The 12713-nt window shown below is 71.6% G+C and carries 8 protein-coding genes and 1 pseudogene; 4 read left to right on the top strand and 5 right to left on the bottom strand.

The window, feature by feature from the left end; genetic code table 11:
* The first annotated feature begins 190 nt into the window (after window positions 1-190).
* The gene (locus PV364_RS32855) at window positions 191-1834 is read left to right on the top strand and encodes a PucR family transcriptional regulator (RefSeq protein ID WP_319664204.1); all 1644 of its coding nucleotides are present in this window, start codon (window positions 191-193) and stop codon (window positions 1832-1834) included.
* Between the two features lie 37 nt (window positions 1835-1871).
* On the opposite strand, the gene PV364_RS32850 is transcribed toward PV364_RS32855, so the two are convergent.
* From PV364_RS32850 to PV364_RS32835, 4 genes and pseudogenes are all read right to left on the bottom strand, one after another.
* Window positions 1872-3404, bottom strand: coding sequence for an NCS1 family nucleobase:cation symporter-1 (locus PV364_RS32850; protein ID WP_319664203.1), 1533 nt, complete (start codon window positions 3402-3404; stop codon window positions 1872-1874).
* Between the two features lie 110 nt (window positions 3405-3514).
* The gene (locus tag PV364_RS32845) at window positions 3515-4534 is read right to left on the bottom strand and encodes a TIGR03842 family LLM class F420-dependent oxidoreductase (RefSeq protein WP_319664202.1); all 1020 of its coding nucleotides are present in this window, start codon (window positions 4532-4534) and stop codon (window positions 3515-3517) included.
* A 29-nt stretch (window positions 4535-4563) separates the two neighbouring features.
* A pseudogene (gene hydA / locus PV364_RS32840) lies at window positions 4564-5963 on the bottom strand (dihydropyrimidinase).
* A 17-nt stretch (window positions 5964-5980) separates the two neighbouring features.
* On the bottom strand, window positions 5981-6823 hold the full coding sequence (locus tag PV364_RS32835) for a nitrilase-related carbon-nitrogen hydrolase (RefSeq protein ID WP_319664201.1): 843 nt from the start codon (window positions 6821-6823) through the stop codon (window positions 5981-5983).
* Between the two features lie 311 nt (window positions 6824-7134).
* On the opposite strand from PV364_RS32835, the gene PV364_RS32830 reads away from it, so the two are divergent.
* Together PV364_RS32830 and PV364_RS32825 are read left to right on the top strand one after the other, a co-directional pair.
* On the top strand, window positions 7135-7788 hold the full coding sequence (locus PV364_RS32830; protein ID WP_319664200.1) for a helix-turn-helix domain-containing protein: 654 nt from the start codon (window positions 7135-7137) through the stop codon (window positions 7786-7788).
* 83 nt (window positions 7789-7871) lie between these two features.
* A complete protein-coding gene (locus PV364_RS32825; protein ID WP_319664199.1) occupies window positions 7872-8603 on the top strand; it encodes an SRPBCC domain-containing protein in 732 nt (243 codons plus the stop codon).
* A 98-nt stretch (window positions 8604-8701) separates the two neighbouring features.
* On the opposite strand, the gene PV364_RS32820 is transcribed toward PV364_RS32825, so the two are convergent.
* Window positions 8702-10921, bottom strand: coding sequence for an NADP-dependent isocitrate dehydrogenase (locus tag PV364_RS32820; RefSeq protein ID WP_319664198.1), 2220 nt, complete (start codon window positions 10919-10921; stop codon window positions 8702-8704).
* 333 nt (window positions 10922-11254) lie between these two features.
* Here PV364_RS32820 and PV364_RS32815 point away from each other — a divergent pair, with 333 nt between their 5' ends.
* Window positions 11255-12631 carry an MFS transporter gene (locus PV364_RS32815; protein ID WP_319664197.1) on the top strand — a complete coding sequence of 459 codons (1377 nt, stop codon included), beginning with the start codon at window positions 11255-11257 and terminating at the stop codon, window positions 12629-12631.
* The last annotated feature ends 82 nt before the right edge of the window (window positions 12632-12713 follow it).

Below are 12713 nucleotides of genomic sequence, written 5' to 3'. Positions count from 1 at the left end.
GGGACTCACGGCGGCCGGCGGCCCCGCAGGGCAGCTGCGCCGCGGCGGCCTCTTCCAGCCCTTCCGGCCCCCAAGGGGCACACGCCGGCCGGCCCGCTCCCCGGGCACGAGTTCGGGTCCGGCAAGCCGCACGCCGCAGGGCGGTGACTAGACTCCCACCCCTGGCAGGACGAGGGACGGGCGTGATCGCGTGGGCGACGACAGACCGGACGCACCCCCGCCGCACACGGCGGGTCGGCTGACCGTGCGCGACGTCCTGGACCTGGACCTGGTCACGCCCTGGGGCCCGGAGGTCGTCGCGGGCTCCGCGCACCTGCACCGCGCGGTGCGCTGGCTGCACGTGGCCGAGGCGCTGGACGTCGGGGTCATGCTCAGCGGCGGCGAGATGGTGCTCACCACCGGCCTGCTGCTGGCGGGCGACGAACGGGCGCAGCGCGAGTACATCGAGTCGATGCAGCGCGCCGACGTCGCCGCCGTGGTCCTGGGCCTCGGACGCGCCTTCCGCACCACGCCCGAGCCGATGCGGCGGGCCGCCGAGCGCTGCGGGGTGCCGCTGATCGTGCTGCACCGGCCGGCGCCGTTCGCCCGGCTGACCGAGGAGGTGCACGCGCGCCTGGTGCACGGCCGCTTCGCCGCCCTCGACCTGTCGGAGCGGGTACGGTCCTCGCTGACCGTGCTCAATCTCTCCGGGGCGACGCTGCAGCGGGTGCTGGACGAGATCGCCGCGCTGAGCGGCTGCCCCGCGCTCGTGGTCAATCTCGCGCAACGCGTACTGGCCTCGGCCGGCGACCAGGGGTCGCTCAACGGCCTGCTGCGGGACTGGGAACGGGTCTCCCGCCAGGTGGCGGAGCTCGCGGGGAGCGGCGCGGTGACGGTCGGCCCGGACGGCTGGATCGTGGCACCGCTGGAGGCCAGGGGGCAGCAGTGGGGCCGGCTGGTGCTCGTCGGCCACCAGGGCACGGAGGAGTCGGGGCACCTGCTGGGCACCCGCGCCGCCGAGGCGCTGGCCATGCACCGCCTGCTGGGCGACCGCGACCGGGGCTGGGAGGACCAGGCCGCGGAATCGCTGCTGCTCGACCTCGCGTCGGGAACCGCCCGCCCGGAGCAGTTGCTGACCCGGGTCCGCGCCGCCGGTCTGCCGGTCAACCGGCGCGTCTTCGTGCCCGTGGTCGTACGCCCCCTCGGCCCGGCGCGCGACGGCCGGGACGACGTGCCGGAGCTGATCGAACGCGCGCTGGCGGAGCATCCCGACGTCGCGGGCCTGGTGGCCCGGATCGGCCCGGCCGGGACGGCGGTCCTGCTCAGCGTCCCGTACGGGCAGGACACCGACGCCGCCGTGCGGCGGGTCGCCGTCCAGGTGCACGAGGAACTGGCGGCCCGGGGCCGGACGGCGGTCGCCGGGGCGGGCTTCGGCTGCCGCGAACTGGACGAGGTACGGCGCTCCTTCGTCGAGGCGGTGCACGTCGCGGACGCGGCGGTGGCCGGGCCCCCGGCGGCACCGGTGGCGCGGCTGCGGGACGTGCGGCTGCGCGGCCTGGTCCGGCTGATGCGGGACGAGCCGGAGCTCCAGGCCTTCATCGGGCGGGAGTTGGGGCCGCTGCTGCGGAACCCGGCCCTGCTGGACGTGCTGCGCACCTATCTGGACACCGGCCGCAACAAGTCGGCGGCGGCCCAGGTGCACCACGTCAGCCGCCCGGCGTTCTACCGGCGGCTGCAGAGCATCGAGTCACTGCTCGGCATCGACCTGGACGACTGGGAGCAGCTGACGTCGCTGTACGTCGCGCTCCTCGCGCACGAGGCGCAGCGCGCCGCGGGGCCCGGGGCCGACCGCTGAGGCGGCCGGCCCCGGGCCCCGCGTGCGAGCGCCGGGGTCAGGTCCTGCGGTCGGGGGCGAGCCGGGTCAGCAGGAGGTAGGCGATCAAGGACGCGGCCAGGCCGACGGCCCAGCCGTAGTCGGCGAGCGGCTTGAGGAAGGGGATCATCCCGTCGACGGGGAACGGCCCCTGCTTGACGCCCTTCGCGTCGAGCCCTGAGTGCGAGCCGCCGATGGCGAGGACGCCGCCGACCGCGAACGCCGCCAGCGCCCGCCAGTTCCAGCCGCCGTCGTACCAGTACCGGCCCTCCGCCCGGTACAGGTCGGCGAGTTCGAGCCGGGTGCGGCGGATGATCCAGTAGTCGGCGATGAGGATGCCGGCCACGGTGCCGAGCAGACCGCCGACCGTGCCGAGCCAGGTGAAGATGTACGCCTGCGGGCTCGCCAGCAGCTTCCAGGGGAAGATGACGACGCCCACCACCGCGGTGATCAGCGCGCCGGTGCGGAAGCTGATCCTGCGCGGCGCGATGTTGGACAGGTCGAAGGCCGGCGAGACCACGTTGGCCGCGATGTTCACCGACAGGGTCGCCACCAGCACCGTGATGAGCGCGAAGAGCACCCCGGCCCAGTTGTCCAGCTTGGCGGCCAGCGCCACCGGGTCCCAGATCGGTTCCCCGTACACGGCCTGCGAGCCCGAGGTGACCAGCACCGAGAGCAGCGCGAACAGCGTCATCGTGGTGGGCAGGCCCAGGGACTGGCCCCACAGCTGGGCGCGCTGGCCCGCGGCGTAGCGGGTGAAGTCGGGGATGTTGAGGGACAGCGTCGACCAGAAGCCGATCATGCCCATGAGCGCGGGGAAGAAGACCTTCCAGAAGCCGGATCCCCAGCCGAGCGAGGAGGGCTGGTCGAGCAGCGGGCCGAAGCCCCCGGCCTTGACGCTCATCCAGATCAGCAGCGCGATGGCGCCGACGATGACGAAGGGCGCCGCCCAGTTCTCGAAGCGCCGGACCGTCTCCATGCCGCGCACGATGATCGCGACCTGCAGGATCCAGAAGATCACGAACGACAGCCACTGCGTCCACGGGTAACCGCCGATGTGGCCCGCGGTCGCCCAGTCGTCGCCGAAGAGCTTCCCGGCGAGCAGGAAGATGCCCGAGCCGCCGATCCACGTCTGGATGCCGAACCAGACGCAGGCCACCGCCGCCCGCACCAGCGCCGGCAGGTTCGCGCCCCGGACGCCGAAGGACGCCCGCGCGAAGACCGGGAAGGGAATGCCGTACTTGGGTCCCGCGTGGCCGGTGAGCAGCATCGGCACGAGGACGACGAGGTTGGCCAGGGCGATGGTGAACACCGCCTGCTTCCAGTCCATGCCGAGCGCGACCAGGCCGGACGCGAGCGTCCAGGAGGCGACGTTGTGGGCCATGCCGACCCACAGCGCGGTGAAGTTGTACGTGGTCCACTTGCGTTGGGCCAGCGGGACCGGGAGCAGGTCCTCGTTGGCGTACGGGCCGGTCGGGATCGCGTCGGGCGCGAGCTCGACGCGGCCTTCGGCGCCGGTTCTTCCTGCGGGCGGTGGAGCGGTGGCTGTCATGGCAGCAGCCCCTTCGTTCGAGACGCGGACGGGGATCGAACGCATGCCGTGCGGGTGGCGGTGGGGGGATGCGGGGGGGGATGCGGGGGTCGGGTCGCGGCTTGTCCGGGTCAGCCGCTGACGGCGGGGATCACCGTCGAGCCGTACACGTCGATGACCGACTCCTTGGTGTCCTGCATGTTGTAGAGCGCGAACTGGTCGACGCCCAGGGCCTTGAGGGCGGTCAGCTTCTCGATGTGCTGCTCCGCGGTGCCGATCACGCAGAAGCGGTCGACGATCTCGTCGGGGACGAAGGCCGTGTCGGGGTTTCCGGTGCGGCCGTGGTGGGCGTAGTCGTACCCCTGACGGGCCGTGATGTAATCCGTCAGCTCCTGTGGAACCGCGGTCGACTGGTGGCCGTACTTGGTGACGAGGTCGGCGACGTGGTTGCCGACCATGCCGCCGAACCAGCGGCACTGCTCGCGGGCGTGCGCCAGTGCCCGCGGGGAGTCGTCCTCGGTGACGTACGCCGGCGCCGCGACGCAGATCCTCACCTCGTCCGGATTGCGGCCGGCCCGCTCCGCGGCGTCCTTGACGGTCTTGACCATCCACTCGGTCAGGTAGACGTCGGCGAGTTGGAGGATGAAGCCGTCGGCCTTCTCACCGGTCATGGCGAGGGCCTTGGGCCCGTAGGCGGCCATCCACACGGGCAGGCTCGCACCCTCCTTCACCCACGGGATGCGCACGCGCGCCCCGCCGAGGTCGGCCTCGCGGCCCTCGGCGAGCTCGCGGATGACGTGCATGGCCTCCTCGATGCGGGCGAGGGTGTTGGGCTTGCGCCCGGCCACCCGCATCGCCGAGTCACCGCGGCCGATACCGCAGATCACGCGGTTGCCGAACATGTCCGCGAGGGTGGCGAACGTGGAGGCCGTCACCTCCCAGGTCCGCGTCCCCGGATTGGTGACCATCGGGCCCACGATCAGCCGCTCGGTCTGCGCCAGGATCTGGCTGTAGATGACGAACGGCTCCTGCCACAGCACGGCCGAGTCGAAGGTCCAGCCGTAGCCGAAGCCGTTGCGCTCGGCGCGCTTCATCAGCTCCACGACGCCCGAGGCGGGCGGGTCCGTCTGCAGGACGAGACCGAATTCCATTGCTCTGCTCCCCTGGTGGCTCGGCGTGGTCAGACGAGGTACTGACAGGTCGCACGGGTCTGGTAGCGGCCGTGGCCGGCCCGGCCCAGGTAGCGGTCCTGGTCGATGATCACGGTGCCGCGGGACAGGACGGTGCTCGCCCTGCCGCGCACGCGCTTGCCCTCGTAGGCCGAGTAGTCGACGTTCATGTGATGGGTCTCGGCGGAGATCACCTGCTCCGCCGCGGGGTCGTAGATCACGATGTCCGCGTCCGCGCCCGGCGCGATCGTCCCCTTGCGCGGATACAGCCCGAACATCCGCGCCGGAGCGGCACACGCGATCTCGATCCACCGCCGCCGGCTGATGTGCCCGTCCACCACCGCCTGATGCAGCAGATCCATCCGGTTCTCCACCCCGGCAACCCGTTCGGGATCTTCGAGAAGTCCCCGCGGCCCAGCTCCTTCTGCCCCACGAAACAGAACGGGCAGTGGTCCGTGGACACCACCTGGAGATCGTTGGTCCGCAGCCCCATCCACAGCGCCGCCTGGTGCTCCCTGGGCCGCAGCGGCGTGGAGCACACGTACTTCGCCCCCTCGAAGTCCGGCTCCGCCAGATTCTCCGTCGACAGGAACAGGTACTGCGGGCACGTCTCACCGAAGACGTTCAGGCCGCGATCGCGGGCCGCCGCCAGCTCGGCGACCGCCGACTCGGCCGACACGTGCACCACGTACAGCGGCGAACCGGCCACCTCCGCCAGCTTGATGGCGCGGTGGGTGGCCTCGGCCTCCAGCAACTCCCGCCGGACCTCGCCGTGGTAGCGGGGGTCGGTCCTGCCCGCGGCCAGCGCCTGCTCGACCAGCACGTCGATGGCGATGCCGTTCTCCGCGTGCATCATCACCAGGCCGCCGTTGCCGGCGCCGCGCTGCATGGCCCGCAGGATGCGGCCGTCGTCGCTGTAGAACACGCCCGGGTAGGCCATGAACAGCTTGAAGGAGGTCACACCCTCGTCCACGAGGAGGTCCATCTCCTTGAGGCTGTCCTCGGTGACATCGGACATGATCATGTGGAACGCGTAGTCGACGGCGCAGTTGCCCTCGGCCTTCGCGTGCCAGGCGTCCAGTCCGGCGCGCAGCGACTCGCCGACGGACTGCACGGCGAAGTCCACGACGGTCGTGGTCCCGCCCCAGGCGGCGGCCCGCGTCCCGGTCTCGAAGGTGTCCGAGGCGAACGTCCCGCCGAACGGCAGTTCCATGTGCGTGTGCGCGTCGACACCGCCGGGGATGACGTACTTCCCGGTCGCGTCGATCACGCTGTCCGCCGTCCAGCCCTCGGCCACAGAGCTGCCGGTGGCCGCCAGGGCGACGATCCGCTCGTCCTCGACGAGCACGTCGGCGTGGGTCTCCTCGGCGGCGGTGACGACCAGTCCGCCGCGGATCAGTATCCGGCTCATGCCGTCCCTCCCTCCCCTCAGGCCTCGGTCAGCGGGCCGTAGGCGTCGGGGCGTCGGTCCCGGTAGAAGGCCCACTGCTGGCGGACCTCCTCGATCTGCCCGAAGTCCAGGTCGCGCACGACCAGTTCCTCCTCCTTGTCCGAGGCCACGTCACCGACGAACTGGCCGCGCGGGTCCACGAAGTACGAGGTGCCGTAGAAGTCGTTGTCGCCGTACTCCTCCTGGCCGACCCGGTTGATCGCGGCCACGAAGTACTCGTTGGCGACGGCGGCGGCCGGCTGCTCCAACTGCCAGAGGTAGGCCGACAGTCCGCGCGAGGTCGCGGAGGGGTTGTAGACGAGTTCGGCTCCGGCGAGGCCGAGGGCGCGCCAGCCCTCGGGGAAGTGCCGGTCGTAGCAGATGTAGACGCCGACCTTGCCGACCGCGGTGTCGAAGACCGGCCAGCCCAGGTTGCCGGGCTTGAAGTAGAACTTCTCCCAGAAGCCCTTGACCTGCGGGATGTGGTGCTTGCGGTACTTGCCGAGATAGGAGCCGTCGGCGTCGATCACCGCCGCAGTGTTGTAGTAGAAGCCCGCCTGCTCGACCTCGTACACCGGCACGACCATCACCAGGTTCAGTTCCTTCGCCAGCGCCTGCATCCGGCGCACGGTCGGGCCGTCCGGCACGGGCTCGGCCCAGCGGTAGTGCTCCGGCTCCTGCACCTGGCAGAAGTACGGGGCGTTGAAGACCTCCTGGAAGCCGATCACCTGCGCCCCTTGCGCGGCTGCCTCACGGGCGTACCGCTCGTGCAGGTCGATCATCGATTCCTTGTCGCCGGTCCACCTGGTCTGCACGAGCGCTGCGCGCACAACTCGACTCATCGGTCTTCCCTCCGAAATCGCGGCGATGAGCGGGCCCCGGAGCTCGACTCCGGGTCGCTTGTCGGCTGACCTTAGGAGCCGGGAAGCGCGGGGTGCAGTACCACGCTGTAACGCGATGGGGGCCCGCGCGTTCCGTCGCGTCACCTGCGCGGATGCCGATCAGGGCGATGTCAGGGGTGTTCGCTCGCCCGGTGAAATCGGCGTTTCGTCCCCGTCCCCGGGGTTACCGGCCGGTGTCACGGCGGCGTCGGCACCTCGCCGACAAGACCATGAGTCTGGACAAAAATATTGTTCGGTGAGAGCCTGGGGGCATGTTGGACGTGACCGTGATCGAGGACTCCGCGGCGGCCGCCGCCTCCCTGGACCCCGTACGGGCCCGGCTCCTGGCCGAGCTCGCCGGGGGCCCCGCATCGGCGACGATGCTCGCCGCGCGGGTCGGGCTGCCCCGGCAGAAGGTGAACTACCACCTCAGGGCTCTGGAGGCGCACGGCCTGGTGGAGCTGGCCGGGGAACGCCGCAAGGGCAACGTCACCGAGCGGCTGATGCAGGCGACCGCCGCCTCGTACGTCATCTCGCCCCTCGCGCTGGCCGCCGTGCAGCCGGACCCCGGCCGCTTCCGGGACCAGCTGTCCGCCCGCTGGCTGCTGGCCGTCGCCGCCCGCCTGGTGCGCGACGTCGGCACGTTGATCACCGGTGCGGCCAAGGCCCGCAAGCGGCTGGCCACCTACGCCCTGGACGGCGAGGTGCGCTTCGCCTCCGCCGCCGACCGGGCCGCCTTCGTGGAGGAGCTGACCCGCGGCGTCAGCGCGCTGATCGCCAAGTATCACGACGCGGGCGCCGAGGGCGGCCGCGAGCACCGCATCGTCGTCGCGCTCCATCCCACCGTCAAGGAGCCCGCACCCGGGCCGCGGTCGGCGCCGGAGTCGGCCCCGGAGTCCGCCCCGGCCATCGAGCAGGCGCCGTGAGCGCACCGGCCGCGGCGCACACCGCATCCACCGCATCCACCGCATCGTCCCCGCACCAGCGCGCACGAGGAGAGAGCAGCACCATGGGCAAGGAATTCGAGATCGTCCGCGAGTTCGAGGTCGAGGCGGCACCGGAGGAGGTCTGGGAGGCCGTCACCACCGGCTCGGCGGGCTGGCTGTGGCCCCAGGAGTTCGAGCCACGCCAGGGCGGCGCGGCGCCCTTCGGCGGCGTCCTCGCCGTCTGGGACCCGCCGCACCACCTGACCGCCCGCGCCGAGTTCACCGACGCCGTCCAGAACCAGGTCTTCAACCAGCTCGAGCACGTCATCGAGGCGCGCGAGGGGGGCGGTTCCCTGGTGCGCTACGTGCACAGCGGCATCTTCGTGGACGACTGGGACAACCAGTACGACGGCGCGAGCAAGCACACCGACTTCTACCTGCACACCCTGCGCCAGTACCTGGCGCACTTCGCGGGCCGCCCCGCCGCCTTCGCGACCGTGAACGGCCCCGGCGCCTCCACCGCGCCGGACGCCCTGGAAGCCGCCAGCCGCGCCCTCGGCGTCCCGGACGAGGCCGCCGAGGGCGCGGCGGTCCACCTGCGGCTGCCCGGCACCGCGGACCCCGTGGACGCCGTCGTGGACTTCCGCAATCCGTACTTCGTCGGCCTGCGCACCGCCGACGCCATGTACCGGGTCTTCGGCCGCAACCACTTCGGAGCACCAGTCGGCGTCAGCGTGCACGACTTCTCCGCCGGCGCGGACGGCAAGGATGCCGCGGAACGCTGGCAGCGCTGGCTCGACGGCGTCTTCGCCTGACGCGCGCCGGAGCTCGTTGCACGGACCACCACGACGACGCGAACCGCCCCGGCCGGATTCCGGCCGGGGCGGTTCGCGTCGTACGGGCCGCGGCCGGGTCAGCCGAGGATCGCCAGCGCCTCGTTGAGGGTGGCCGACGGACGCATGACGGCCGAGGCCTTCGCCGGGTCGGGCTGGTAGTAGCCGCCGATGTCGGCCGGGGAGCCCTGGACGGCGATGAGCTCGCCGACGATGGTCTCCTCCTGCTCGGCCAGCGTCTGGGCGAGCGGGGCGAAGGCCTTGGCCAGCTCCGGGTCGTCCGTCTGCCCCGCCAGCTCCTGGGCCCAGTACAGGGCCAGGTAGAAGTGGCTGCCGCGATTGTCGATGCCGCCGAGCTTGCGGCTGGGCGACTTGTCCTCGTTGAGGAACGTGCCGGTGGCGCGGTCCAGGGTGTCGGCCAGGACCTGGGCGCGGGCGTTGCCCGTGGTGGTCGCCAGGTGCTCGAAGCTGACGGCCAGGGCCAGGAACTCGCCCAGGCTGTCCCAGCGCAGGTAGTTCTCCTTGACCAGCTGCTGCACGTGCTTGGGCGCGGAGCCGCCGGCGCCGGTCTCGAACAGGCCGCCGCCGTTCATCAGCGGGACGACCGACAGCATCTTGGCGCTGGTGCCCAGCTCCAGGATCGGGAAGAGGTCGGTCAGGTAGTCGCGCAGCACGTTGCCGGTGACCGAGATCGTGTTCTCGCCGCGGCGGATGCGGTCGAGGGAGAACTTGATCGCCTCCACCGGGGACTTGATCTCGATCTGCAGGCCCTCGGTGTCGTGCTCCGTCAGGTACTGCGTCACCTTGGCGATGAGGTTCGCGTCGTGGGCGCGCTCCTCGTCCAGCCAGAACACCGCCGGGTCGCCGGTCGCACGGGCGCGGGTGACGGCGAGCTTGACCCAGTCCTTGATCGGCGCGTCCTTGGTCTGGCAGGCGCGGAAGATGTCGCCGGCGGAGACGGCCTGCTCCAGCACGACGTTGCCGGCCAGGTCGACCAGGCGGACGGTGCCGGTGTGCTGGATCTCGAAGGTCTTGTCGTGGCTGCCGTACTCCTCGGCCTTCTGCGCCATCAGGCCGACGTTGGGCACCGAGCCCATGGTGGCCGGGTCGAAGGCGCCGTGGGCGCGGCAGTCGTCGATGACGGCCTGGTAGATGCCGGCGTAGCTGCTGTCCGGGAGCACCGCGAGGGTGTCGGCCTCCTGGCCGTCCGGGCCCCACATGTGGCCGGAAGTGCGGATCATGGCCGGCATGGAGGCGTCGACGATGACGTCGCTCGGGACGTGCAGGTTGGTGATGCCGCGGTCGGAGTCGACCATCGCCAGGGCCGGGCCCTCGGCGAGCTCGGCCTCGAAGGACGCCTTGATGGCCGCGCCCTCGGGAAGCGCCTCGACGCCCTTGAGGATGCCGCCGAGACCGTCGTTCGGGGTCAGGCCGGCGGCCGCGAAGGCCTCGCCGTACTGCGCGAAGGTCTTCGGGAAGAAGGCGCGCACCACGTGGCCGAAGACGATCGGGTCGGAGACCTTCATCATCGTGGCCTTCAGGTGCACGGAGAACAGCACGTCCTCGGCCTTGGCACGGGCGACCTGCTCGCCCAGGAACTCGCGGAGCACCGCGACGCGCATGACGGACGCGTCCACGACCTCGCCCGCGAGCACCGGCACCGACTCGCGCAGCACCGTGGTGGTGCCGTCGTCGCCGAGCAGCTCGATGCGCAGGGAGCCGTCCTCGGTGATGACCGCGGACTTCTCGGTGGACCGGAAGTCGTCACCGGTCATGTGCGCGACGTTCGTCTTGGAGTCGGCCGACCAGGCGCCCATGCGGTGCGGGTGCGCCTTGGCGTAGTTCTTGACCGACGCGGGGGCGCGGCGGTCGGAGTTGCCCTCGCGCAGGACCGGGTTGACGGCGCTGCCCTTGATCTTGTCGTAGCGGGCGCGCACGTCCTTGTCCTCGTCGGACTTCGCGTCGTCCGGGTAGTCCGGCAGCGCGTAGCCCTGCTCCTGCAGCTCCGCGATGGCGGCCTTCAGCTGCGGGATCGAGGCCGAGACGTTCGGCAGCTTGATGATGTTGGCCGCGGGGGTCTTGGCCAGCTCACCGAGCTCGGCGAGGGCGTCGGGGATGCGCTGGCCCTCCTCCAGGTACTCGGGGAAGCTGGCGATGATCCGGCCGGCCAGGGAGATGTCGCGGGTCTCCACGGCGACTCCGGCCGTGGAGGCGTACGCCTGGATCACGGGCAGGAACGAGTACGTCGCCAGCGCCGGCGCCTCGTCGGTGTGCGTATAGATGATGGTCGAGTCAGTCACCGGGTGCTCCGCTCCACGTCTGCAACATTGCAACATTGCTCGACATCAAGATATCTCGTGAGCGCATCCGTCTCGACGGGACCCTGCCCACGGCGGCGACACCCGACGGCCGGACTCCGCCGACGGCCTCCTGGCGACCCCTGTCCCGTTCCCCCTTTTCCCTTCTTCCCGGCCCCCCGGCTCCCCAGCCCTCCGGCGGACGGCCGGCCGTGGTGGTCGCGGGGATATCGGCCACGTTAACTATGGTGTCCCACCACATGGGCCGGTGACCTGCGTCTTTCTACGTTGTGCCGACACGGAAACGTCCCCGACAACCGCCTGGAAGTGGTGCACATGGCTTCCCCCGCAACCGCTCCCCCACCGCCGGCCGGCCTCCGGCGGATCGTCGCCGCGAGCCTGATCGGCACGACCATCGAGTGGTACGACTTCTTCCTCTACGGGTCCGCCGCCGCCCTCGTCTTCAACAAGCTGTTCTTCCCGGGCTCGGACCCGCTGGTCGGCACCCTCCTGTCGTTCCTCACCTACGCGGTGGGCTTCGCCGCGCGGCCCGTCGGCGCGCTGGTCTTCGGGCACTTCGGGGACCGCCTCGGGCGCAAGCGCCTCCTGGTGCTCAGCCTGCTGCTCATGGGCGGCGCGACCTTCTGCATCGGCCTGCTGCCGACCCACGCCACCCTCGGCTCGGCCGCCCCCGTGCTGCTCACCGCGCTGCGCCTGGTGCAGGGATTCGCGCTCGGAGGCGAGTGGGGCGGCGCGGTGCTGCTGGTGTCGGAGCACGGGGACGCCCGGCAGCGCGGTTTCTGGGCCTCCTGGCCGCAGACCGGGGCCCCCGCGGGACAGCTGCTGGCCACCGGTGTGCTGTCGGCGCTGACCGCCCTGCTGTCGGATGCCGCCTTCACCTCGTGGGGCTGGCGCGTGCCTTTCCTGCTGTCCGGCGTCCTGGTCCTGGTCGGCCTGTGGATCCGGCTCTCGGTGGACGAGTCCCCGGTCTTCAAGGAGGCCCTCGCGCGGGCCGAGGCCCGCAAGACCGAGACCGCGGCCGTGGAGCGGATGCCGCTGGTCGCCGTGCTGCGCGACCACTGGCGCGACGTGCTGGTGGCGATGGGCGCGCGCATGGCCGAGAACATCAGCTACTACGTGATCACGGCCTTCGTCCTGGTGTACGCGACCACACAGGCGGGCCTCGGCAAGCAGACCGCGCTCAACGCCGTGCTCATCGCCTCCGCCGTGCACTTCGCGGTGATCCCCGCCTGGGGCGCCCTCTCGGACCGGATCGGCCGCAAGCCGGTCTACCTGCTGGGCGCGGCCGGCGTGGGCCTGTGGGCGTTCCCCTTCTTCGCCCTGATCGACACCAAGAGCTTCCCGGCGCTGCTGCTGGCCGTGACGGTCGGCCTGATCCTGCACGGCGCCATGTACGCGCCCCAGGCCGCCTTCTTCTCGGAGATGTTCGCGACCCGGATGCGCTACTCGGGCGCCTCGATCGGCGCCCAGTTCGCCTCGGTCGCGGCCGGCGCCCCGGCGCCGCTCATCGCGACGGCGCTGCTGGCCGACTACGGCAGCGCGACCCCGATCGCCCTCTATGTCATCCTCGCCGCCGTCATCACCCTGGTCGCGGTCTCCGTGGCCAAGGAGACCCGCGGCCGCGACCTCGCGGCCGTCGAACCCGAGACCGCGGACGAGGCGCCCCTCGCCCGTTCCGCGCCCGCGAGCTGAGGCCGCCTCGACCGTGAGACCCCGTCACCGCCGTCGGTGGCGGGGTCCGGCGTCGTCACCGTGAACGAGACGTCACCAGGGC

This window comes from Streptomyces sp. MI02-7b (assembly GCF_033793585.1).
Lineage (GTDB): Bacteria > Actinomycetota > Actinomycetes > Streptomycetales > Streptomycetaceae > Actinacidiphila.
Note: the sequence above shows the minus strand (reverse complement) of the source record. Positions and strands in the feature narration are given on the sequence as shown.